This is a genomic window from Fibrisoma limi BUZ 3, assembly GCF_000296815.2.
GTDB lineage: Bacteria > Bacteroidota > Bacteroidia > Cytophagales > Spirosomataceae > Fibrisoma > Fibrisoma limi.
In genome coordinates, this window is the sequence record NZ_CAIT01000009.1 from 980,654 (window position 1) to 1,005,417 (window position 24,764).

Sequence of the window (24,764 nt, forward strand, 5' to 3'; positions counted from 1 at the left end):
ACAACAGTAATCTGAGATAGACCAGCTTAAAAAACTGGTTAATCAGCTTCTGCAACGTAAATAAGCAAACAGGTATACCCTATAGAAAGCCCGTTCGCTCAGGATGGGCTTTCACTTTACCCGAAGAATTTCCTGCTACCTAGTTGTATAATGGGGTGACATCCAGCGTTGTTTCATGTGCCATTCCTGGCTGTAGCCGGGATGAATTTGTCCGTAATGGCCGTTTTTCGCTGTCAGACAATGAATAGCTGTACATCTCCAAGAGGTGTTTGCTGATGTCAGCGTAGCTGTTTCCTACACTTTAGAGCGATAAAACCTTCTGTTCGAGTTGGGGCGTGAGGAAAATCTGTCGTTTGGGAACGATCTGGGGTTGGTAGCTACCGGTGCGGTCGCGGGGCGTCTGCAACTCTAAAGGACCAGCACTACTTTTAACCTGCTTGGTAGTTTTGCCGTTTCGGCGGTTCTGCTCGGGAAGTCGGGTTTGCGCCAATTGGCCATCCATTCCCCCTTCCAAAGCGGACTTTAAAAAGTGTTTAAGTAAAGGAGCAAATAAGCCGTTTTCGCACGTCAGAGGTTTGCCTTCGTAGAGGCTTTTGATAGCCGCTTGTTTGAAGGCGCCAAAGTCGAACTCGTTCTCGTTGGTCATGATGATGAAAGTTAGAGGTTTTACCCCTTTATTCACCTGTGACACGGTTTAGTAGGCATTCTCATAAATGTAGCAAACCTCTGTCGTAGCATGCTACCTTTCAAAAAGTTTTATAATAGAATTAGAAAATGGCAAGTCATCTTATGAAAAAAAGAAGTTATAAGTGTAAGAAATAAATCCAAGCTACAGTAAGTCTTTTACATCTTTGTTCTCTCCATACTCTTCGGCGACAGTTTTGATCAAACTGTCCATAGTTATATTACCTCCTCCACCTAACTTTAAAATTCGGATAGCTTCGACCCATTGCCCCTTACCAGACTGGCCTAGATTAACTAGAGATAAGTTTCCACCTGCCGCTATCCATATTTGATTATCCCGTAATCCTCCTGGATAAAGCTTACACATGACTTCAACTAGCTTTTGCTCTCGGGTGCGTTCTATAGTGGCATCTGGAAAATCCAGTTGCTCCAGCAGGCCGAACAGGAAGGCGGCAACGTTGGCTGATGCATATGGTTGGGAGCCTTTGCTGTCCATTTGACCTTTATTGTCTACAAGATCGGAAATGCCGCGAAGCAGCAGGGTTTTAACCAAGGGCCGCATGCGGCAGACTTCCAGAAAACCGAGGCCTTCCATTTCAATGGCTAGGGCATGGCTAGCATTTTGTTTAAGGAATTGATGAAGGTCTGAATCAATAGAAGCATCTACCTTTTCACCAGAAGCAATGGTGCCGGTGTAGGTGCCTATAACGGGAGCAAATTCTGGGTTCAGTAGCTTCTCCGTTGTTTGTTTCCAAGATTCGCTTTTTGCATACTGACCGGCCAGCCTTTCCAACTCATAAGAGGAAGCACCAAATTGTGGCCGGGATTTAAAATTGTTTCCTTCGGCCTTTCCTCGCTCGTAGCCGTAAACGTCCCGGCCTATGACAATGTCTCCGACTTTTACATCCTTCAATCCACCGGCCACACCTGCAAAAAAGACGTATTCTGGATTAAAATGGGCGATGGCGCGTTCGGTTTCAATGGCTGCATTCACGTTGGTTTGATCTGTCCTGGCAACGATTACTTCAAGGGTTTGATTGTTGAAGTTATAAGTGCCTTTGGTATAGTCGGTGCCGGTTGCAGGGTGTGCTAATGGCTCAATGTTTATTAAATACTGCTCAATGGCGAGACGCTCCACTTCTAGCGCGGTAAGGATAAGGATTGGTTTCTTCATAAAATGTCTTGTAAATTCTTTAGTTTTTCATTGCCTGCATAAGCTTCCCGCATTTTCTTGACTAGCTTATTTACTGTGGGTGACCCACTATTACGCAATATTCGAACAGCATGATTCCATTTTTCACGACCGGAGCCGGATGTATAAAGTTGCGACAAGTCACCACCTGCACTTTCCCAAAGACCATCTTGTTCCGGGCCACCGGGAAACAGTTTAGAAGCAATCTCCAAAAACTCATTCCACCATTCCTCTAAACTAATAGCATCTCGTTTCAATCCGCTGGCAGAAAGTTTGAGTCGTTGCCAAAAGCCGAGTAAGTGGCTAGATTTTAACAAAGCTGGAACCAAGTCATTTCTATGCATGCTATTGTTGTACAGCTGGTCAAGTACCGTTTTCCATTTGTTTTTAGAAACAAGCCAACCCAATTCCTCCGCTTCTGCTAATGAAAAGTGATGGTTCTGTATCAACTGCTCTGCGTGATTTTCTCCCAAACCGGGCAATACATCGAACAGCCGTAGTTTCTTTGTGAGCGGAATGGTTTTGCTGCTAATAACCTGCTGTTGCACTTTTTGCGATTGCACTCCCTTTTTCAACTCAGATTCGAGGTTGTTGTAGCTTAATTTACTAGTGGCAAGCTCATCAATTAGTTCGACAAGGGTTGCTGCAATGAACTCGGTACGTGCTTTCTCGGGAAGCTTAAGCCAGATGGACGCCCGTTGGGGGTAGTCTTTCAGGCTGCTATACTTTCCAATGCTTATGGCATTCAACAGAGTTTCGCTAAAAGCATTTCCCGTTAGCAGGTGATCAAGAATTTTGAAAAGGGTGTGCTGTGGGTTGGGAATGCCTGACCACACTTCACTGCCTTGTTCAATGGCTGCTTTCCAGCACTGTTGCCAACCTTCGCTGGTAATGTCGATGTCCTTCAGTAACTTGCTGTTTTTGGCAATTAATTTTCCAGCGATACGGTGCAAACGAACGTCGGGTTGGTTGGCTGCTACAGATACAAAAGAGCTTGCGCTGATGCTTTCGGACAAAGCCTCTAGCCCTGAGTTATGACCTTCATCTGTGTCTATACGCAACTGTGCTTCGATGGCCTTTTCAGCAGAATAACACTGCGCTGCCACTTTCGCATGTAGCACAAGCCAACCCTTTTGTTCGGCCATGTGCAGCACCGCTTCGGCTACTGATGTTTCTAGCTTTGAAATTTTTTGAGTCAGCTCATTTTCAGCATCATCCGGCAACCAGGAAGCGTGTTGGGCAATCAACGCAGGTTCGTTTTGCACCCATTGCCATAAGATTGGGGCATCGCTAGGCTGTCGTTTTTTCAGGCGGTTATTTATATAGTCCAAAACTATTTTGGTCCACCAGTTTCTATTTTCGGCTAACAGAGCTTTCACCAGAATACCTCCACCTTCCTTCGCATATTTTCCTTGAAGCAGATGATTAGTAAGCCAGTCACACACCGCATCCGAAGTTGAAGGTATTGCATCCGGGAATCCTTTCCAGCTCTGATACATAAGAGCCGTGAACATATTTAGCGGAGCATTGGGAATAGCTTGAAGAATTGACGTCAACAACCTATTTTTTCCTTCGAGGCCAACCTTTTCATTAGGACTAACTTGGGAAATAAAATGTGCCAAAACTAAGAGTTGGTTTAACTCACTCTTGTCTATTTGGTGGTAAGTCTTACCATAATCCTGAAGCTGGTTGAGCTTTTCGATAGATTCGATTTTCGGGGCAAAGTCGTCAATCAAAACTTGTAGAGATACAGCCTCCTTGATATTACCCATCAGCCAGTGTGCGGCTGTGGACTTTAAAGGTTCGGTTTCTTTAAAATCGACTATACGAAATGAATACCTTTCCCACAGGGTCTTAGCGTCTTCAGGAATGTATAGCAGGTTGAGGTATTCGTTTTTGACATAATATGGATTAAATGCCGCTCCAATTTTCAACATTAGCTTTTCTTCAAACGGTAGCTGAGGCCAGATTCTGGCTACCCATTCCCAGTATCCTTCCTCCCCCAACCAAACAAATGGCTGGTTTTGCATTAAAGCATTAGTGGCGGCTACTTCTCTTCCGTCCACTGCTCCAATTGCCGCCATAGCTTCTGGTGAGTGGTACTCCAGAAGGGGCATTTCTGCTTCTTTATTAATGGTAGGTAGGTGATATTGAAACAGGTCACTAAGGTTGTGCACCTGGTGCAGGTCCGCTTTTGGGATAAACAGGGCGTGCGAAAACACTCGCCCTGAACGCAGCTTCGGACTTTTATCAGGAAACGTTTTAATCAGCAGAAAGTGATTTTCGACAAAGAAACCTCGTACCACTGGGCCAGGCAAAACCCCTCCCTCTGGCCGGTCGGCCAAATCGGTGTAACCGCTTACCCGTCTAAACAACTCATTTTTTTCATCGGAAGCAGCCAGTAGGTTGTGTCCAGAGGTTTTCCCCGATATTTCTCCAAATATAGCCTGGTGAATAACTATCATAGTTTTAGAGCTTTCTCGATGAGCCGAGTCAGGTCTTTTTCTTTTGGATTATCGTCCAGCACCAGAAATCCAAAATTTTGAGGCATTTCGTCCAGGTATTTGTCGCGGGCCTCGTCAGTTTTCAGCGGGAACTCCTGAGCAGAAATTCCAACTATATTAAAGGCTCCTGGCAACCAGTTGGCTGCAATGAAATGGGCGAACAGCGGCATCTTCTGTTGCAAGATTTCTTCCGGTCTCAAATTAGTGTTCAGTTCGTCCCAACAGGTTAATGCAATGAGCAACCGTGGGGTATCGATGGAGTCTTTCATGCCTGTGCCGCGTGCGTGCAGCAGCACTTGCAATAGCTCGATGAACTGGGATTGATCGGATGTACCGGAGGATGGAGCCTTTGTTTCTTTTTGGTCTTTTACAGCATACCCTTTCTTGCTTAGGTCGAAGCGGTGTTCAATTTCAGACGGGCGAATAAAGAGGATCCACCTATCGTTCGTTTTCGCCCGATCAATCCACGTTTTGTCGTATTCCATTAGGGCCACGAGATCGCGTACCTGCTCCCCGCCATAATCTTTGCAATGCAACACAAATTCCTGCCCTTCGTAAATAACCGGAATTTTGACCTCCAAATTATCGGTAGAAGGAGTCGATTCCGTTTCTTCCCCGTTAGCTAATCGCCTGTAGGCGCTTTTGATGCCATCGATATTTTCAGGTGCGGAAGCCTGTTGCAACTTTCCTTTTTTATCAACCAGGCGAAAATATAATTGGGCCAGAAACGTGGTCTTCCCCGATCCAGGCGGTCCAATGATCAAAATCTCGTTATTTGTTGCCATAGCTGCCTCGGTATAAAAAGAAGAAATCGTCTGTTTGAATGGCTGCGGGTGCAATGTGCAGCGGCTGCGGGTTGGCCAGTTGGTCGAGCACTGTTTTAGTCACGCCTACATTATTTATGTGACAAAGCTGGTCGGAGTCGGACTTCGAATAATTACTGATCTCCAGTGATACGGCTCCGGGAAAGTTTTCAGACAGGCTTCGTTTGATGGTTTCTACAATGTTTTCACGCATCTGCTGGGCTAGGTCGGCTTTCGACCATACAATCACCACCGGTCTACCTCGTAGTCCACTTTTCACCTGTTCGGCTAATTGAATTATGTCACGCCCCGCCCTGCCCCGTTGCTGTATGATTGCCTCGCAGTCTACAAATAACAGGAACGCATGGGCGTTGTCATAGATCCAGCGGGCATTCTCAGCAGCCGGGTCATTCACGTTGTCAGCCCATTTGGAAAATACTTCGCCCGATGAGTCAGCGAATAAAATGTCATGTAAAAAGTTATTATAGCGTAGCGCGAAGTGATATAGGCTATAATAATCCTTGTCGGAAGGCGTAGCATCGGGATTTCGCACCGTGCCATCTTCCTGCACCTGCAACGTTTTGGCCTGCAATTCCCACCCATTCAATGTATAACTTCCGGCAAAATCCCAGTTTTCGATACGCTTGCCGTTAAACAACAGCGAGTACAGCATAGCTAAGTAGGTGGTCTTTCCCGCCCCGGACGATCCTATCAAACCGATAATCTTAGGGGTACCTCGGTGCGTCAGAAGGTCAAGCTGTTCGGGCCGCAACCATTCCCCCGTCCACGGGATGGACGTAGCCGTTGCCGACTTTTTAGTGGTTTTAGCAGGTACTTCTGCGGCTCCTGCATTTTCAAAATACTGGCATTGCTCATGCAGTGGGCCAGCTAGTTCAAGACAGAAATGGTCAGGTGCATAGCAACCTTCTTTGCTACATCTTCGCTTTGCCATGTCCTGCGTTATTTTGTGGTTGCCAGTTTATGTGCTTGCAACCCATGAAACAACCACACCGCCAGATCGGACACTGTCAGCTTGGCTGTTTTGTTGACACCCGTTTCTGTAAAAAAATCTGAGGTGTTACCCAACTTCACAACATTAGACCATGCACTAAGCAAGGGTTTTCGTGCGTCTCCTTCTAAAGCATATTGATTCAAAGCTAATCGAATGTTCTTGTCAAGGTTGCTGCTATCTGTCAACCAGTCAGTGAGCAGGCGTTCTTCCTCTGCTTGCTCCCTGTGCACGTCTTTCAATGTTTCCCGAAGCAGGTAATCCACACTTTCCGGGTAAGTAGCCTCCACCTGTTCGGCAAGATCGAGTGCCATGGAAACGGCCGCGTTCAATGGATCTAAGCTGCGGTAGCTTGAATTAAGTGAACGGGAATACAGCGATTGCTTCCACCAGAGGAGTTCGCTGCGCTTGTTGTTGGCTGTGATACTGCTAGCTAACGAGGTATTTAGGTTTTCGAAAAACGGTTGAATTTGAGCGAAATAACTACCCAGGCTCTTTTGTATGGAGGTGGTAATAGTGGAAAGGGATCTATTTTGCTGTGATAAAGCTGAATTAACAACCTCGGTAATTCCTTCGGCCGAGTGTTCGGCCATGTATTTTGGCCATTCCCAATTGTTCTGCCCATGATAGTGCGGATTATTTCCTCCCCCTGCATCATTTTTCCACCCTTTGTAAACCATCGCATTGAGCAAATGTACTTTCAGGGCTTCTTCATCGATTTGTGATGCTTTTATTCCAGAAATAGAAATTTCAGCTCCATTAAATTTAATTGTCTGAAGTTTTCGGCTAATACCCCATGCCGCCTGTCCATTTTCCTCCGTTTTGTCGGCCAACTCCTGAAGAAGACCGCTGATCACGCTCTCCTCTGAACCCAGTTTGTAATGCCTGACCACATCACGAGCTGTCAGCCAAATTAATGCTGCCGTGGCGGTATCCTCAATCGACAATTGGTTTAGCGATTCCAGGATCACTGCCCTAACGTATGTAGTGGATTTATCCTTGGTGGCAGTCACACTATTTTTAAAAGCAGACCACTTTTTAATGATGATCTCTTCCACCTGTTGAACCACTGGGTCGCTGTCTTTCACCTTCGGGTCGAGTGCGACAAGCGTAAACGGTATTATGTCTGCCTTTTCCTTCCTTTTCGTAAGGTAGGTAGTAATTTCCTTTACGGCCTTTTTCAGGCTTTCAACATTTTCCTGAACACCAGTTTTGATGTGCTGTTCGTTAAGATAAGCTTGAAGTATTGATTCAGTCATTTCGGAATGGTTTCTTGTATTAGCTCAACAAATAGGCCATTGTAGTTACTCATGCCTTTTTGACATATTGCTCAACTGTTTATGTCACATTTGACAGAGCTATTAATACGGTCTTCAATCCGACCTATTTTTTTGTTTCTTTTTTCCTGTTTTAAATGTGCCATATTACTGGTAGCACCACAATCATCTTCCACAAGGCAGCTGGTACCGTCAATTTACTCCCTACTATCGTCTGAGCGCTACCGTTGTCACCTTCTCCGCCTTTACCCCAAGTGCCAGCTATGATGTACAGTTCGTTGCCTTCGCTAACCAGCTTACGACAGTATTCCTCCAGCAGAGCCCAGGTCTGAAATTATGCTGAGGTAAGATGTTGCTGTGATAAAGAACGACTCTCTTCGGCCGTGCTAAACCAATTTGAACGATGGTGATGTGCTGGATATATGGGGGCACTAAAGAACGGACTCAGCCTTGCACAGAGGTTATTATACCCCACTAGCAGTTCAGTTTATTTCTTTCTAGCAAATATGAATATTGGAGCAGGTAATACTTCGTTATCAAAATCATTCGCTATTGATAATGTGTCTTTTCTAATACTGATGATCGGAAAGTTTGTACCATGAAATCCAAATCTCTCTTGTTGTTGTTGCGTATACAGATAGTCGCTACCACTGCCAGCCGCATGGCATTCGCACTCAACTTCTCCAGTTTTGACTTTCAATAGTTGATTAGCCCCTACGTTGAGGATATCAACCCTAAATGAATCTACACTGGAAACAGACCATTTTATCGGTCCCAAACATGAACAGTCAGAACTAGACGAAAAAAATCCATTAGAAATTTCGTATTGTAAATACATCATACCAATGGAATCTCCTTCGAACCTGTACATCTGCCTGCCTTTCACGTTTTGATGTTCAAAGTTTGTTATCCACTCACCCTTTAACATTTCAGATGTATCCTTTTCTGGATTCTTGTTACATGAAATTAAACAATAGGCTATTATCACTGAAGCCAATACGCGTTTTACAAATAAAGCTATCATGGACAAAAGAATTATATAACCTTTAATTAGTATGACAACAACCTATTTATACAATGATAGGAGGAATGATGCTGAGGCTCAATAAGATGTCTTGGAAATTGCCGTAACCTTATTAAACGTAGTGTGCAGAAGATAACAGATAAGTGGGTCGGCCAACCGCCTACCGTAAACGCTGGCAATCTCTAGGGGTGAGGGCTGGCTGCAGTAGGTAGTGACAAAGGCGCCACATACGCCGATAAGTATGCTGACCGGCAACACCGTTAAGGCATTACTACAGATTCGCTGGAGGGGCCAGTCTTAGCCCCATCGCGAATACACAGCGCTAGGTTATCGTTATAAATAGGTTGGGTGGCGGTAGGGGTGGATCACTCTCATTTTTTACACTCAAAAAGGAAGGAACCCAACTCCTCAATATCGATTCAACGATAGATAGAATGCGGATTGATACTGCATCAAAAAAGGCCGGGGGAACCACCCGCCCAATTCTGACCAAACCAAGTTAGACCAAAGGTCAACTTAATACACTGTAAAATTACCCCAAGTAACAGCCTCGACAAATCAAGGAGATGAAATATTTGTTTGCAGCTCGTCCCCTGTTGTTAAATTCGTCCCCTTATTCGTCCCCCGGCAAAAATCCCTTAAATTAACCTCTGTAAATCAAGTATTTACAGTCTTAGTTCAAGTCCCGTAGGAGGCTCAAAAGCCCACAGTCTAATGATTGTGGGCTTTTTTCTGTCTAGCCGGACGAGCAACGCATTACGTATCCGTAAGAAGTTTTCAGAACCCGCGATACGCCCCTGCAAGACTTTGAATTAATCACTCCGAGAGTTACGGTTTACTTTTTTGCTCCTGCTGCCAAGGCTTTTATCCGGGCTTCCACCTGCCGACAATAACGCCAGACCTGCTACCAACGCCAAATAGTGTACATCATTTGGGATGGCATCATCAAAAGCCAATTGAGCCTGTTTTTGTGTACATTAATCTACTGACTTGTTTGCCAGCAACGATACGTCTGACGTTTCAGCTCTTCGCCCGGGTACATGCAATCGGTGGATGGTTCTGGCTTTGTAACAGATCGGTAAACTGTCTGTGGCCCTTTGCCAGTGAAATGCCAAGTTGTCAATCAGGAGGCATATACCATTATTTTCAGGAATCGATGTACCTCGCGATGGTTTCCATCAATAACGGGTAATCTATTGGTTTGAGCAGGTGATCGTCGAAGCCAACCGCCCGGCTGCGCTGTTTGTCAGCTTCCTGTCCATAGCCCGTCAGCGCAATGATGGCCATCGATTGACCCCAGGGCTGACGGCGAATCTGCTGACAAACTGCATAGCCATCCAGGTAAGGCATACCGATGTCTAACAGAATAACAGTTGGCAATAAGGCTCCCGCAGCCTCCAGAGCCTCAGGGCCACTATAGCGGGTATGCACCTCATAACCTTTTAGCTGAATTAATTTAGCCGTCATGTCAGCCAGGTCTTTATTGTCGTCGACGATTAATACCCGGCTTACGGAAGGACGTTGCCCCGATGCTGATTTGACAGGCTGCGCTTCATCAGTAATCTCCTGGACGGGGGGCGATGCCTCGGGCAGCGGTAGCTCAATCCGGAATTCACTACCCTTATTCAAGCCCTCACTAAAGACAGTAATGGTGCCCTCATGGCTTTCAACCAGTTGTTTCGCTACGGCCAGACCTAAGCCTAAACCACCATGAGGACGATCAAGGGAGGTGTTGCCCTGCACAAAGATTTCAAAGATAGCGCGCTGCTCGTCGCGGGGAATACCCATGCCATCATCCTTCACCCGTAGTACCGCAGAAGGTCCCGTAGTTTCCAGAATCACCCAGACATGTCCGCCTTCGTGCGTATACTTAACCCCATTGGTCAACAGATTCATCAGCACCTGGGCCAGCCGGGTAGCATCGCCATACACATGCAGGGGCAAGGAAGGTACCCGAAGCGCCAGGTGCCGGTTATGTTCGTGATAAAGCGACTGAGCCGTTTCGACTGTCTGCTGAACCAATTGATTCAAGTCGACTCGGTTTCGCTGTAGCTTGATCTTGCCTTGCCGGATGCGGCTCACATCCAGCAAATCGTCCATCATCCGGTTGAGATGATTGGCTTCCCGAGTCATCAACCTGATGGCTTTGTCGTAGGATAAACTTTCATCAGCTCCTTTGGTTAGTTCCAGCAGCAACAACGTATTGGCGATGGTCGCCAGGGGGTTGCGTAATTCATGGCCTAACATAGCCAGAAACTCGTCTTTACGACGGTCTGCCACCCGCAGCGTCTCTTCAGCTTTTGCTCGTTCCACCGCTGCCCACGTGCGCTCAGCGGTTTCCTCTACCAGACTAATGTCGGTGGGTGTCCATCGGCGGGGCCTACGCTGATTGGTCACAAAGGTGGCCACCAGTCGTCCCTGTTTAATGAGGGGTACGACCACCGCAGCCCCAATGTCATTCCCCAGATAAGACGCTCGTTGGTCGTCGGGCATGGCAGGGTCAGTGTTGGTATCGTACACAACCCAGGTCTTGCCATTAATGAGCCACGGCATAGGCCAGTCTCCCAGCGGGTACCGTCGGGCGTGGCTCGAAGCACCAGACTGGTGCCAGTCCCGGACTACAACAAACTCATCGGTCTCTTCCCGAACCTCTACGTAGTAGGCCCGATCCGAGCCCAGATGTTCGCCCAGGAGTTGAGCTGCCCTGGCCTGTATTTCAACAGGATCAGTCAGTGGCCGTAGTTCATCACTCAGTTTAAGCAGATATGATTTTCGTTTTTCGATTCGCTGTAACTCATCCTGAGCCTTTTTCTGGAGGGTCAGATCGCGCAGCACTTTAACTAATCCTATGAGGTTACCACCCTCATCGTGCAAGGGAGTAACTACGCCCGAACCATAGAACTGTGAGCCATCTTTTCGGCAATGCCAGCGTTCATTTTCAACCTGCCCCTGCGCGATGGCGGTTTGGGCTTCCTTTTGGGGAGCACCGGCGGCCTGATCTTCGGGGGTAAAAAGAATATCACCTGACTGGCCGATGATTTCGGCTTCTTCATAACCCAGCAAAGCTTGAGCCCCGCTGTTCCAACTCGTTACCCGTCGCTGAAGGTCGGTAGTGAAAATGGCGTAGTCTTTGGCGCTTTCCAGAATGAGTCGCTGTTGGACCTGGGAATGCGGCCATGGCTGCTGTCCGGGCGAAGGCACGGCGTTCGTACCACCTTGGTTTTCATCTGCTTCCATTAGAGTTAGAATTAGTAGAAAAACAGGCGAGTAGCTTTTTTATCTGGAGACTGTCCCCGGCTATGAATGAAAAAACGCCTTGCTCTGGTAAGCAAATTCAGCCTGAAAAGTTTGCATGAATTGGGGAGTGATCCCCGCCAGCGTATTGGGCAAACTTTGCCTATCCCCAAGTTTCTATTTTCAGATACGGCAGATAAATGTATAGCTTACCCGTAATTGTTTGCTCTGACCAAGATGAAGCGGCTTCTTTTACGTTCTAAATCTGGTGGGATACCGACAAGCCATCTGGTGCAGCCTGACGATTGAGGTCATAGCGAACACATTGAGCAACCCCTTCGCCTGAAAGCTAATAGGGGGAATTTCATATACACAATTGAGCAGCTTTCCCCACAGCACTCAGTCAACCCGGATTTTACCGTAGGTAAATTGGTTCAGCCCCGGGCTTATCGGCCGCAGAGAAGCGTAATGAACTGTGCTTAACCGGATTCACAGCATGAAGCAAACCTAAAGGCGCTATCTACCAATACAGCAAGCTTCTGGTTCTCTAGAGTTGAATGTAGTTCAGCGAGAAATCCGTAAAAACAATTGACCTCTACTGACTGACAATTGACCGATCGAGTTCAAACATCCAATACCGCCCAATTAATTAGCGTTACTAAAAATGGCACTGCTTTTGTAGAAAATACCCTGACAATGTAATCGTTATAATAGCATATTTACTCAACAAGATTGGTAGATCGATTAGTACGTCCGTTAAAATCCACCATTTTGAATAATTTTACGTACAACAAAATACTCTTATGTTTAACAGCTGCAAATCAGCTATTTAAACAACAAAAAGTTAATGATATTATGAATACTGGGCACTTAACAGACTGATAAGTACCCTACTCAGCGAATGAAGTTATGAAAGGCTCTTCCTCTATTCCCACCGCTGACCCGGCCGTATTGAGAGCCGCCCTGAATTTTTACGGCAACGGGATCATGCTCTTTGAGTGCCTTCGCAACGCAAAAGGCGATATTCAGGATTTTCGGCTGACCCTGGCGAATCAGCAGGCCGAAGAGCTCATCGGTATGACCGAAGCGACCATGCTGAACCGGACCGCTTCCGACCTATTTTCTGCGGCCTTCCGAAACGAACTGTGGACCTACGCCCGGCACGTTGTCGATACCGGTGAAATTGCCCGTACGCAGATCAATTTTCCAATACCCGGTACGCAGGAACGCTGGTTTGAACTGACGTTCCAGAAATACGGCGACGGTGCGGCTATTTCGTTTGCCGACATCACAGCGTTGAAAAAAGCGGCTCTGGCGGCTCAGGAGCAATCCGAACTATTAGACAGTATTCTGAACGGTTCGCTGAACGGCGTTATCTGTTATCAGGCTATCCGGGACGAACACGACCAAATCTGCGACTTCCGGGCGACGCGCTGGAACCCGGCTGCGCTACGTATGACGCACCAGACTGAAGCTGATCTCAGTAACTACACCTTGCTCGAACGGTATCCGGAACGGGCCCTGCCCGGTAACTCCGGCTACGATCTGTTTCAGACATACATTCAAACGATTACTACCGGAACCCCGTGGCACCATGAGGTTTATATGGACTCGGGAGATGCCTGGTTCAATGTATCGGTTAGTAAGCTGGGGGATGGCGTATTGGTCAACTTTCTGGATATTACGCCAGCTAAACGCTACGAAAACCAACTCCAGCATACGATCGAGGAACTTCAGCAGTCGAACAAAAACCTCGAGCAGTTCGCCTACGTAGCATCACATGACTTACAGGAACCGCTGCGTAAGATTACGACCTTCGGCAATATCCTTCAGAGCCATACTGAAATTGGCACCGAAAACACGGCGTTGCTGAACCGGATGCAATCGGCGGCCCAGCGCATGAACGTACTCATTCAGGATCTGCTGGCGTATTCGCGGCTGACTTCGACGAAAGCGCCGTTTCAGCGTGTCAATCTACAGGACGTCCTGAACGATGTGCTGAATGATCTGGAAACGGTTATTCAGGAAAAACGGGCGGAGGTGGACAGCACATCGCTGCCAACCGTAGCGGGTGAGGCTATGCAGCTTCGGCAGGTGTTGCAGAATCTGCTTAGCAATGCACTTAAATTTTCGAAGCCGGGGATCTCCCCGCGCATAACTATTGATTGTAAACAGCTTACAGGCCAGACCATTCGTCCTCTCTCTGGCCAAACCATAGCGACGGCAGATCTGGATAAGCCTTTCTACGCCATCAGCATTCAGGATAATGGTATTGGGTTTGAGGAGAAGTATACGAGTCAGATTTTTACCGTCTTCCAGCGGCTACATAACAGAAGCCAGTATCAGGGTACGGGCATTGGGCTGGCCATTGTGCAGAAAGTTGTTGAAAACCACAAGGGATACCTGAGTGTCAGCAGCCAGCCAGACCAGGGAGCTACTTTCACAGTCTACTTACCCGCCGAACCAGCGCCATTTGTATTGACCCGGTAAACGTTCCGGGTTTAATGTTCCGAGGCAACGTCCTGACCGAAGCTTGCAACATCAAACCCGGAATGGTAATCAATACGGCTCTCCGCCGACTTCTTCGTCCTCGGCCAGTTCGCTGATCTCCCGATCCAATTCCTCATCCGACACATCGTCGTCGAGCAAATCCTCGGGTAAATCGTCCATATCTTCGTCGTTCGAGACGCCATCCGTCGCGTGCCGGGCCGTAGCCGAGTCGGTATACAGGATCGTATCTACGGCTTCGTCGTCAGGACGATCATAGACGTCGGGTTCGTTGTTCACGCCCAGTCCGGCATAAACGGCGGTATCCTCTTCGTAATTATCCTCTGGTACGTTGGTGTGCTGGGGCGACATACCTTCCTGCGGGCCGCCCGTCTGCTGGTCCACGCGCTGCTGGCTTGGGCCGTCGGGTGTTACGTTGTTTCGTTCCATACCCGTAGTAACCAGTAAGCCCCGGCCTAGGTTTTGACTTACTTCCAGACAACTATTTTCTGCACCCGCACCGGACGGTTCTCGGCCTGCAAACGCAGGAAATACATTCCGTCGGGTAGTGTGCCCAGATCGACAATAGTTTCCGTGCTGGACCAAACCGCCTGCGAAGGCCGTACTAACTGCCCCGACATTGATACCAGTTCAATACGTCCATCGTACGGTGTCCGCACGGTCAAGTACCGGTTGGTGGGGTTTGGGTAAGCCCAGGGCTGCGTAATTTCCTCGCCGGGCAGTGCCGTAACGACCTGCTTCTGCGAACTATTTTTCAGATACCGTATCCCACCCGCCAGGCTGCCGAGCATCAGATCGGGCAACTGGTCCCCATCCAGATCAGCCAGGGCGGCCCGCAATCCCGTGCCGGGCAAGCCGATCCCTGGCAACGAATCAAGCAAGGTTAGGGGTTGGTCAGGGCGATCGGGCATCCGGTAGATACGTACCTGACCGCTGTTGGTAGCCGCCACGAGTTCGTTGATCCGGTCGCCGTTCAGATCGGACAGAACCAGCGATCGGGCTCTTGTTTCGGTATCAATTTTGAAACCACCAAACTGCTGGTTCTGCAATTGAAGCGACGGGCTGGTGGGCGTACCGGTGTTGCGGTAATATTGTATGGTTCCTTCCGCTTTACCAATCAACAAATCCGGCCGGCCGTCGCGGTCAACATCGGTGATGGTCGGCAGATCACCGGGGCCAACGAAGTCCGGAGTCGGCCAAAGCTGTGCCTGCGCCAGATCGTAGCGGGCAGCAGCACCGGGTCCTGCCTGGTTGAAAAGCACCCGAATTTCAACACCTTTTTGACTAACCCCCGTCAGCACCAGATCGAGACTACCGTTGCCATCTACGTCAGTAAAGGCCGGTACTACGTCCGACAGTGCCAGCGACTGCCGGATGCCCAGGTAATCGGCGTTGGTACGCTCAAACGCGGGTTTGGCAGGCGTCCCCTTATTTTCGAAATACCAAAGACCCGCCCGGTAACTGGTTCCGATGCGTTCGCCACTGTAGCCGACGAGCAGATCAACATCACCGTCGCCGTCGAGATCGGCCAGGGCCGGGGCCGCACTTTCGCCCAGATCCAGCATGTCGTTCTGCAAAAAGTCTTTCTGCACCAGCCGAAAATCCGGCAACTGATTTGTTCCCTGATTTTTGTAGTACCAGCCCGATGCCCTGAAGTCCATCAGTTGGCCTTCATTGAACGATACGTTGGGCGACGCCAGCAAGTCCTTTACGCCATCGCCGTCTACGTCCTCCCAGAATGTCGACGGGAAAGCGGGTAAAATAATTGGCTGCTGAGCCGGAAACAGACTATCGAAACCGATATAAGCCGCCTTTTCGTTGTTAGGCCCGTTACTGCGCAAACGGGATATGTTCTGGCAGGAGACATGGCCAAGCAGTAAATCTTTCTTCCCGTCGCCGTCGGTGTCGATTACGGTCACGGTGTTGCCCGTATGCAGTACCCGTCCACTGCTCGGAAAGGTACTTTGTCCGTCATCGTCCCCACATTGGATACCGAATACAAAATCGTTGCAAAACTGATTACTGCTGAAACGCCCCCAGCAAAGCCCGATCCGCTTGAAGTCCAGCCCCGGTTTCTTAGTACGTTCCATACTCATGTTCTGGAAATAGGATATAAAATTCCCCAGGACGTCGTATGCCAGTATATCCACATCGCCATCGTCGTCGTAGTCAACAATAGCTGGTTTATCGGACGGAGCTATGTAGAGATTAATGATTCCGCTGAATCCTTCAGCCAGTATTGTATCTGCCTTTACGGCAAATTTCACTTGGCCATTCTGCGAGTCATTACGATAAACTAAGGGAGTTAAGCCGGTGCCGCTCACGAACAGATCCTTTTTTCCATCCATATCATAATCAACGAGTTGCAGCCAATTAAACGTCCTTGGGAAAGCGGCTTCGTATTCGGGGGCATACTGCCAGGCAATGCCGCCGGCAGGGTTTTCAACGGCAACGAACGTACTGATTTTATTGGTGGTACGGTCATAGACAACCAGATCCTCGCGGGCATCGCCATTCAGATGTACAGTCGAATACTGCGTAGCGTTCAGGCCGCCGGCCCACGGATTACGCAGCATCCGCCCATCAATACTGACGCTGGGGGTCAGATCGTAGCGAAACCCAAACGTAGTCTGCGCCCCCGACTGGGTCTGTATACAGAAAGGAAGTAAAAACAACAGGAGAGTAAACCGCTTTTTCATCTATTTTTGGGCGTTTCTCAAAAAACGGGTATGACTGGGATTGGCAACTGACAGGCATCTGCCAATGTAGGCCGACCCGCAATGAGAAAACGAATGATCGTCCTTTTTATGTTTGTCCTGTATGCTTTCCATCGACGACGTATATCATAAATTTTTAGAATGCTCGGGAGTCTCGACCGATACGCGGGCCATCACGGCCAATTGCCTGTTTGTAGCCCTGCGGGGTGATACATTCGACGGCAATCAGTTTGCCGAACAGGCGCTGGCGTCGGGAGCCCGGTATGCGCTGGTCGATGATCCCGACGTAGCGGCCCGCCACCCAACCCGCTTCCTGCTGGTCGGCAACAGCCTCGCGGCCCTGCAGGACCTGGCAAGGCGTCACCGCCAGACAATTACGATCCCAGTTATCGGCCTGACGGGTTCTAATGGAAAAACAACGACTAAAGAACTCATTGCGGCAGTCTTATCAAAAAATTATAAAACTTACGCCACACGCGGCAATCTGAACAACCACATCGGCGTACCGCTGACCGTACTGGCCATCAATGAACAGTACGAACTGGCCGTAGTAGAGATGGGTGCCAACCACCAGCAGGAGATTGAACTCCTCTGCTCCATCGCTCAGCCAACGCACGGGCTCATTACGAATGTCGGTAAAGCACACCTCGAAGGTTTCGGGGGTATCGAAGGCGTTCGGAAAGGGAAAGGCGAACTGTTCGACTTCCTGGCAGCATCCGGCGGTACCGTATTTGTCAACGCCCAGGACCCAACGCTGATGGATATGTTCTACCAGCGGTCGTTTGCCGACGTTGTGCTGTACCGGCAGGATAACCTCCCCACGCTGATTCAGGAAACGCCGGTGGTGATCTACCGCGATGCCGACAATCATGAGATTACGACGCACCTGCCCGGCCGCTACAATTTTGAGAACATGGCCGCGGCCCTGGCCATCGGCCGGGCGTTTGGCGTAACACCCGAAGAAGCCAACCGGGCCGTAGCAGACTACAACCCCACCAATAACCGGTCGCAGGTAATTACGAAAGGGTCCAATACGGTCCTGCTGGATGCGTATAATGCTAATCCAAGTTCAATGGCGGCTGCGATCCGGCAGTTTATGGCCATGCCCGCCCAGCGGAAAGTGGTTATTCTGGGCGATATGTACGAACTCGGCGCCGAAAGTCCCGCCGAACACGCAGCCCTCGGCGATCTGATTGCTCAGGGACGGTTCGATACGGTCGTTCTGGCGGGACAGGATATGAAATACGCGCTCGGGGCATTGCCGAAAGCGTACTATTTCCCCGACAAGTTTTCACTGCATAACTGGCTGATCGATCACCCCATGACCAACACCCATATTTTAGTCAAAGGGTCGCGGGGCATGAGTCTGGAAACGGTACTGCCGTTTCTTTAAAGAGTGAAAGAGCGAAAGAATGAATTGGTCCGCCGAAGCAGAGTGAATCAGGAAGGATACCGAGCCGGAGTGAACTGGGGAATTGAGAAAGTGAATGTGTAGAAAAATGTGGTATAGGTTTTCCGATGTGTGATTTCTACAAACATCTCACACCTACGGCACTGTTGAATAATGATCAAATCGCGTAGAACCGTTAAAAACGTAAATGCAGAAACTCATATCTTCGCTCCAACTCGGCGCTCCGATTCATTTTTTCACTCCGCTTCGGCAAACCGATTCGCTCATTTGCTCTTTGAAGCTTCACTCGTTCGTTTTTAACCCTATGCGCTTTATTTTCTTTTTATTGCTTTCCTTTCATGCTCTCGGGCAACCCGCTCCTTTTGAGTCGGAGATCAAAGCGTTTGAAGCTAAGGACCAGCAGACGCCCCCTCCCAGGCGACCTATTCTGTTTACAGGCAGTTCATCCATTCGACTCTGGAACGGTCTGCCGCAGTACTTCCCGGACAAGACTGTGCTGAACCGCGGCTTCGGTGGCTCGCAGTTAAGCGATGTACGACACTTTGCGGATCGGATTATTGTGAAGTACCGACCCAAGCAGATCGTTCTGTACGCGGGCGAAAACGACATTGCTACGGGTAAACAGACGGCCCAGCAAACCTACGATCGATTCGTTGATCTGTTCGAATACGTCCGTAAGCGTCTGCCGGGCGTTCCGTTTGTTTTTATTTCGATCAAACCCAGTCCGTCGCGTCGGCAATATCAGCCGATCGTTATTGAAGCGAACCGGCTCATTAAACAATACCTGTCCACCAAACGAAACACCCGGTTTGTGGATGTGTACACCCCCATGCTGGGTGCTAATCAGCAGCCGATGGGGCATCTGTTCAAAGGCGATAGCCTGCATATGCAAGCCGCCGGCTACCAGATCTGGGCTAAGGCGATAGGCCCCGTGTTGAAATAGTTTTATAAGTCGATCTCCATCCGGATGTCGGCGCGGGCGTAGGGCGACGGTACCAGGGGTACTTCCCGAAAGCCAACCCGTTCGTAGAGAGCCAACGCCGTTTTGGCCCGTCGGTTCGATTCGAGCCACACGGAACGTAATCCAATCTGACGTGCGTAATCCAAAGCCGCCAGACACAACTGCTTGCCAATGCCTCGTCCCTGTGCTTTGGGCGTCACCGACATTTTGGCCAGCTCAAAACCCGTTTCGCCGGTATTAACGAGCGCTACGGTCCCAACGATCTCGTCGTCGAGTTTGGCCAGGAAAATGGCGCCCTGATTAGGCAGGATATGTGTTTCGGGATGGTCTAACTGCTCCAGATCGTGGGGTTCGAGCGTGAAGTCGCGACTGATCCATTCAACGTTCAGCCGTTTGAAGTCCGGCTGGTAGCGGGGTTCGTACGGAATGATGGTAAAATTATTCATGGTTTGATTGATTTAAATGGTCGCGAACGCGATTGACAAATGGTTTTTCGGCCAACTGCTCTTCCATTTCCTGAAGCGACTGCAGTAAATTATGCGTCTGATTGGTGAGCATCTGCCGGTTTACGGCCACGAACGCGTCCCAGAGCGGTTGTAATTTCGGGACCATCGCTTCGCCGTCCGGACTGAGCGAGAGCAGTCGTTTGCGGCTATCTTTTCCTGACTTCTCGGACGTAACCAGGCCCCGCTGCACCAGTTCGTTGACGACCTGAATGACACCCGGATGCGTGACACCCAGCCGTTCGGCAATATCCATGACACTGATTGGCCCCTGCCGTACAATCAGGATGAACACCGTTGCCCATTTCACTTCAAAATCAAGCCCCGATTCGCGGTAGATCGCCGTGACGGCCTGCCAGTACGTATCACTTAACCGCCGAAGCCGACTTGCCATAGCCAGCTCGGCTAACTCTGCCATGAAATCCATATTAGTAAGCAATTACGTAAGTACTTACATAAATAGTAATAGTTTTGAATCATGTCAAGCAAAACGTACTATATTTTAATGCGAGTCACGGCTAGCTTTCAATACGACTACGCCCCGCATCTGAAAGGGGGAATGATAAAGTTGTAAGGTAGCAGCGACAATACAGCACGCGCCTTTGACGGCTGGTATTACGTTAGATTCGATATGAAGATTGTGCTTACCGGCAGTTCAGGCCGGGTTGGACGAGCCATTTATAATGCGCTGGCATCGCAACATGAAGTGATTGGCATTGACCGAAGTCCCTTCTCAACCACTCGGATAGTGGCCGATTTTGCTGATTTAACGCTGCTAACCAGTGTCATGGAAGGCGCGGATGCGGTCATTCATACTGCAGCGCTTCACGCGCCCCATGTAGGCATACTTCCTGATTCGGAGTTTGTCCGAATCAATGTAGAGGGGACCCGCCTGGTGGCCGAAGCCGCTCAGGCGACACAGGTCAGCCGACTCGTTTTCACCAGCACAACCGCCCTTTTTGGTAGAACCATCGAAAATGGACGTTGCGCCTGGGTGACCGATGATACAGTACCCCAACCCCGAAGCATCTACCACCATACTAAGCTGGCGGCCGAAACCCTGCTACGGGAGGTGGCCAATAATCATCTTGCTGTGCGTGTCATTCGGATGTCGCGCTGCTTTCCTGAAGCGGCCAATCTGATGGCAATTTATCGGATAACGCGAGGGGTGGATGTACGGGATGTAGCCGATGCGCATGTAGCAGCTCTGGCGAATCAGGGACCTGCCTATCAGCAGTACATTATTTCAGGCACCACCCCTTTTAAGGAGGAAGACCGCAGCTACTTAGCTACCAATCCGGTAGTTGCCTTGGAGAACCGTGTACCAAAGTTAGTAACCGCCTTTAACGAACGAGGCTGGGCTTTGCCGTCGTCAATTGACCGGGTTTATGTGAGTACTGAAGCGGAGACCGGCTTAGGATGGAAGCCCCGGTATGGATTTGATGAAGTGCTCGCCCAGTTGGATCGAAGCAGTCTGGAAGTGTTGCCAATTGGCAGCCTTGCCGCGCAACGCGATGAATGACGTCCATCGGCTACTACCCTTTTGTAGCCTCCATCATTAGCTTCCTGTTCGCCATTCGAGGCTCGATTTATTGAGCAGAGCAAGATTACCATCATGGCCTTTGTGAAATAAACGTTGTCATATCAAACGGTTAGCCTTTCTGACGGATACTCGTTAATTTTGTATTTTACTTGGAAACAAGCCAGTCTCGGCGGCATACGACTTGTCTGCTAAGAACTGTAAACTGACCACTGCTTTTATGCAAACCTCCACGTACGTTCCTTACAAGGTTAAGGACATCGCCCTGGCCGACTGGGGCCGCAAGGAAATCCGGCTCGCCGAAGCCGAAATGCCGGGTCTGATGGCCCTTCGTGCCGAGTTCGGTCCGTCAAAGCCGCTGGCGGGTGCCCGCATTGCCGGTTGCCTCCATATGACGATTCAAACGGCCGTATTGATCGAAACGCTGGTTGAACTCGGCGCCGACGTTACCTGGTCGTCGTGCAATATCTTCTCGACGCAGGACCATGCCGCAGCCGCCATCGCAGCCGCCGGTATTCCGGTGTATGCGTGGAAAGGGATGACCGAAGAAGAATTCAACTGGTGTATCGAGCAGACGCTGTTCTTCGGCGAAGATCGCCAGCCGCTCAACATGATCCTCGACGACGGTGGCGACCTGACCAACATGGTGTTTGACGTGTATCCGGAGTTGATCTCAGGCATCCGGGGCTTGTCGGAAGAAACCACGACGGGTGTTCACCGCCTGTACGAGCGGATGAAAAACGGTACGTTGCACCTGCCCGCTATCAACGTAAACGACTCGGTAACGAAGTCGAAATTTGACAACAAATACGGCTGCCGCGAGTCGCTGGTGGATGCCATCCGCCGGGCTACTGACCTGATGCTGGCTGGTAAAGTAGCGGTTGTAGCGGGCTACGGCGACGTAGGCAAAGGCTCAGCCGAATCACTCCGGGGTGCCGGCTGCCGCGTACTGGTAACCGAAATCGACCCCATCTGCGCCCTGCAAGCCGCCATGGACGGTTACGAAGTGGTGCCGATGGACGAAGCCGTGACACGCGCTCAGATTTTTGTAACGGCCACCGGTAACGTCCGCATCATTAAGGATCGGCACTTCCGGGCTATGAAGGATAAAGCCGTTGTCTGTAACATCGGCCACTTCGACAACGAGATTGATATGGCCTGGCTGAACCAGAACTATGGTCACAGCAAGAGCCAGATCAAACCACAGGTGGACATGTATGAGATTGATGGTAAGGAGATCATCGTCCTGGCCGAAGGCCGTCTGGTAAACCTGGGCTGCGCGATGGGTCATCCGTCGTTTGTGATGTCGTGCTCGTTCTCGAACCAGACCCTGGCGCAGTTGGAGCTGTGGCAGAACGCCGACAAGTACGAGAACAAAGTATACGTACTGCCGAAGAAGCTGGACGAGAAAGTAGCGGCTCTGCACCTGGCGCACGTTGGGGCGAAACTCGAACCGCTGGAGCAGGAGCAGGCTGACTACATCGGCGTTTCGGTGGAAGGACCGTTTAAGTCGGAGATGTACCGGTATTAATCACCCACGTAGAGACGCAAGATGTTGCGTTTCTACATATGGTCTGGCGCGGCCCCGATTCCGGGGCCGCGCTTTTTGTTTTTAAAAATCAACTCTTTACTGCGGCACCACCCGGGCCGAGATGGCAATTCGGTTCCAGGAGTTGATGGTTGCAATGGCCATGATTACCTGCATCACCTTCTTTTCACCCAGCAACCGTACGGCTTCATCGTATACTTCGTCGGTTACCTGCTGCTCGCTGATGAACGTTACCTGCTCCGTGAGCGCCAGAATGGCCCGCTCTTCGGGCGTAAAATAAGGCGATTCCTGCCAGGCGTTGAGCGCGTAGATACGCTCCTCGGTTTCACCGTTCTGACGGGCTTCCTTCGTGTGCATTTGGATGCAAAAGGCGCATTTATTGAGCTGCGACGCCCGAATCTTAATCAGTTTAAGGTGAATTGTATCAATGTCACTCTGCCGGACGTAGCTTTCCAGGCCATACATGGCCTGATACGCTTTAGGCTCCACTTGCTGGGGATTCTCAATTCTTGGTTTCATACCTACTGATTTGTTAGTAATCACCCCATTGACCAGCAAGGCCCCGTATCTGTGACAGACTACGGCAATTATTTTTAAGAAATTTTCAGGAGTGGCGTGGGGGTAGGCTGATGTTGGGTGGTCTTAGGTTCGTAAACACGCTGAAAGCAGCGTTCCGAATTGACACTTGAATACAACCTGAATACACGTATGAAAAAGGTATTTCTCTACCTCAGCACTCTGTTTTTAACCGCCGGCCAACTCATCGCCCAGGACACAACGCAGGTTGATGACCAGCCACTTATGAAGGGCCAGTATCCAATCAGAGCCGTTCAGATTGGTTTCGTTCCGCCCCTTAGTACCAACGGTCTCGAAAGCGGGAAAGTGAGCAACCGGTTGTCGCTGAACGCCCTCGGCAGCTATGCCGCAGCCCTCGATGGCTTCGAAGCCAGTGGTCTATTCAACCTCGAAAAAGACTATGCCGACGGGGTGCAGTTTGCGGGCATTGTCAACGCCGTCCGGCACGAAGCCAGAGGAGCGCAGTTTGCCGGAATTGCCAACCTGGTAGGCGGCCCGCTCCACGGCGTGCAGTTCGGTGGCATCACGAACGTAGTAGGTGGCAGTGTGCAGGGCGCTCAGTTCGCCGGGATTGCGAATCTGGCTGGCGGACGTGTACGAGGCTTACAGATTGCCGGTATCGCCAACGTAGCGCGGTCGGTTCATGGTCCGCAGATCGCCGGGATTGTCAACATCGCCAAGCGGGTAAACGGTGCCCAGATCGGCCTGATTAACATTGCGCAGGACATCGACGGCCCGCAGATTGGTCTGCTCAGCATCTCTCCGAACGGCTACCGCCGGTTTGAAGTCTGGGCCAGCGACGCTCTCTATGCCAACGTAGGATTCAAAATGGGCGGCAACCGGAAATTCTACAACATCTTTGCGCTGGGTGCCACCCTCCCCACCGACAACCAGACCCGCTGGGGCTACGGCTACGGTATCGGTACGAATCTGCCGATGGGCAAGCGCAACGAGGTCAGTATCGAAGCCATTGCCTATCACATTCACGAAGAAAATACAACCTGGGACCAGCTCAACATGTTGAATCAGGCACGGGTCAGCTTTATCTTCCCGCTTCACAACCGCTTTGCCCTGACCGTTACGCCCACCTTCAACGTACAGGTGTCGCAGTTGGACGTAGCGGAAGGTATCGGTACCAAATGGGTTAGCTGGTCGGTGTATGACCGGTTAACCAACAACGAAACGCGGGTACGGATGTGGCCGGGTCTGAACATCGGTGTGCAATTTTGATCCCCTGCTATATGAATCGAAAAGCCCGGAACGATTGCTCCG

General features: G+C 49.9%; 19 protein-coding genes and 1 pseudogene. 6 read left to right on the plus strand and 14 right to left on the minus strand.

Annotated features, from left to right (window positions below; translation table 11 throughout):
• Positions 1-194: 194 nt before the first annotated feature.
• The 9 genes and pseudogenes from BN8_RS32595 to BN8_RS23670 all read right to left on the minus strand — a co-directional run.
• Positions 195-646 (minus strand): annotated as a pseudogene (locus BN8_RS32595) (transposase); the annotation flags it as partial.
• Positions 647-829: 183 nt separating this feature from the next.
• Positions 830-1,858: a 5'-methylthioadenosine/S-adenosylhomocysteine nucleosidase family protein gene (locus tag BN8_RS23640; RefSeq protein ID WP_009284467.1), complete on the minus strand. Its 1,029-nt coding sequence runs from the start codon at positions 1,856-1,858 to the stop codon at positions 830-832.
• Positions 1,855-4,341, minus strand: coding sequence for a GAP1-N1 domain-containing protein (locus BN8_RS23645; RefSeq protein WP_009284468.1), 2,487 nt, complete (start codon positions 4,339-4,341; stop codon positions 1,855-1,857). Before BN8_RS23645 ends, BN8_RS23640 begins: the two co-directional genes overlap by 4 nt.
• Positions 4,338-5,165 carry a TRAFAC clade GTPase domain-containing protein gene (locus BN8_RS23650; RefSeq protein ID WP_009284469.1) on the minus strand — a complete coding sequence of 276 codons (828 nt, stop codon included), beginning with the start codon at positions 5,163-5,165 and terminating at the stop codon, positions 4,338-4,340. The genes BN8_RS23645 and BN8_RS23650 overlap by 4 nt, the downstream gene beginning before the upstream one ends.
• Complete coding sequence (locus tag BN8_RS23655; protein ID WP_009284470.1) at positions 5,152-6,135, minus strand: TRAFAC clade GTPase domain-containing protein; 984 nt, start codon at positions 6,133-6,135, stop codon at positions 5,152-5,154. Before BN8_RS23655 ends, BN8_RS23650 begins: the two co-directional genes overlap by 14 nt.
• A gap of 8 nt (positions 6,136-6,143) precedes the next feature.
• Positions 6,144-7,451 (minus strand): GTPase-associated system all-helical protein GASH, encoded by a 1,308-nt coding sequence (locus BN8_RS23660; protein ID WP_009284471.1) that lies wholly within the window; start codon positions 7,449-7,451, stop codon positions 6,144-6,146.
• Positions 7,452-7,602: 151 nt separating this feature from the next.
• Positions 7,603-7,788, minus strand: coding sequence for a DNA/RNA non-specific endonuclease (locus BN8_RS32600; RefSeq protein WP_083882540.1), 186 nt, complete (start codon positions 7,786-7,788; stop codon positions 7,603-7,605).
• A 168-nt stretch (positions 7,789-7,956) separates the two neighbouring features.
• The gene (locus tag BN8_RS23665; RefSeq protein ID WP_144051800.1) at positions 7,957-8,493 is read right to left on the minus strand and encodes a hypothetical protein; all 537 of its coding nucleotides are present in this window, start codon (positions 8,491-8,493) and stop codon (positions 7,957-7,959) included.
• Between the two features lie 1,146 nt (positions 8,494-9,639).
• Positions 9,640-11,730 carry a PAS domain-containing hybrid sensor histidine kinase/response regulator gene (locus tag BN8_RS23670; RefSeq protein ID WP_009284472.1) on the minus strand — a complete coding sequence of 697 codons (2,091 nt, stop codon included), beginning with the start codon at positions 11,728-11,730 and terminating at the stop codon, positions 9,640-9,642.
• A gap of 906 nt (positions 11,731-12,636) precedes the next feature.
• On the opposite strand from BN8_RS23670, the gene BN8_RS23675 reads away from it, so the two are divergent.
• A complete protein-coding gene (locus BN8_RS23675) occupies positions 12,637-14,217 on the plus strand; it encodes a sensor histidine kinase (RefSeq protein WP_009284474.1) in 1,581 nt (526 codons plus the stop codon).
• A gap of 69 nt (positions 14,218-14,286) precedes the next feature.
• Here BN8_RS23675 and BN8_RS23680 read toward each other — a convergent pair whose 3' ends face one another.
• Positions 14,287-14,664: a hypothetical protein gene (locus BN8_RS23680; protein ID WP_009284475.1), complete on the minus strand. Its 378-nt coding sequence runs from the start codon at positions 14,662-14,664 to the stop codon at positions 14,287-14,289.
• A gap of 38 nt (positions 14,665-14,702) precedes the next feature.
• The gene (locus BN8_RS23685; protein WP_009284476.1) at positions 14,703-16,934 is read right to left on the minus strand and encodes a T9SS type A sorting domain-containing protein; all 2,232 of its coding nucleotides are present in this window, start codon (positions 16,932-16,934) and stop codon (positions 14,703-14,705) included.
• Positions 16,935-17,055: 121 nt separating this feature from the next.
• Between BN8_RS23685 and BN8_RS23690 the strand changes: the two genes are divergently transcribed.
• Positions 17,056-18,345: a UDP-N-acetylmuramoyl-tripeptide--D-alanyl-D-alanine ligase gene (locus BN8_RS23690; RefSeq protein ID WP_009284477.1), complete on the plus strand. Its 1,290-nt coding sequence runs from the start codon at positions 17,056-17,058 to the stop codon at positions 18,343-18,345.
• A 205-nt stretch (positions 18,346-18,550) separates the two neighbouring features.
• Positions 18,551-19,306 carry an SGNH/GDSL hydrolase family protein gene (locus BN8_RS23695; RefSeq protein WP_009284478.1) on the plus strand — a complete coding sequence of 252 codons (756 nt, stop codon included), beginning with the start codon at positions 18,551-18,553 and terminating at the stop codon, positions 19,304-19,306.
• A gap of 2 nt (positions 19,307-19,308) precedes the next feature.
• On the opposite strand, the gene BN8_RS23700 is transcribed toward BN8_RS23695, so the two are convergent.
• Positions 19,309-19,770, minus strand: coding sequence for a GNAT family N-acetyltransferase (locus tag BN8_RS23700; RefSeq protein WP_009284479.1), 462 nt, complete (start codon positions 19,768-19,770; stop codon positions 19,309-19,311).
• The gene (locus tag BN8_RS23705; RefSeq protein WP_009284480.1) at positions 19,763-20,254 is read right to left on the minus strand and encodes a MarR family winged helix-turn-helix transcriptional regulator; all 492 of its coding nucleotides are present in this window, start codon (positions 20,252-20,254) and stop codon (positions 19,763-19,765) included. Before BN8_RS23705 ends, BN8_RS23700 begins: the two co-directional genes overlap by 8 nt.
• Before the next feature lie 204 nt (positions 20,255-20,458).
• On the opposite strand from BN8_RS23705, the gene BN8_RS23710 reads away from it, so the two are divergent.
• Both BN8_RS23710 and ahcY read left to right on the plus strand, forming a co-directional pair.
• A complete protein-coding gene (locus tag BN8_RS23710; RefSeq protein ID WP_009284481.1) occupies positions 20,459-21,349 on the plus strand; it encodes an NAD-dependent epimerase/dehydratase family protein in 891 nt (296 codons plus the stop codon).
• A 238-nt stretch (positions 21,350-21,587) separates the two neighbouring features.
• On the plus strand, positions 21,588-22,898 hold the full coding sequence (gene ahcY, locus BN8_RS23715; RefSeq protein WP_009284482.1) for an adenosylhomocysteinase: 1,311 nt from the start codon (positions 21,588-21,590) through the stop codon (positions 22,896-22,898).
• 96 nt (positions 22,899-22,994) lie between these two features.
• Here the strand turns inward: ahcY and BN8_RS23720 are convergent, their stop codons facing one another.
• A complete protein-coding gene (locus BN8_RS23720) occupies positions 22,995-23,435 on the minus strand; it encodes a carboxymuconolactone decarboxylase family protein (RefSeq protein WP_009284483.1) in 441 nt (146 codons plus the stop codon).
• A 189-nt stretch (positions 23,436-23,624) separates the two neighbouring features.
• Between BN8_RS23720 and BN8_RS23725 the strand changes: the two genes are divergently transcribed.
• Positions 23,625-24,722, plus strand: a complete 1,098-nt coding sequence (locus BN8_RS23725; protein ID WP_009284484.1) for a hypothetical protein — start codon at positions 23,625-23,627, stop codon at positions 24,720-24,722.
• Positions 24,723-24,764 lie beyond the last annotated feature (42 nt).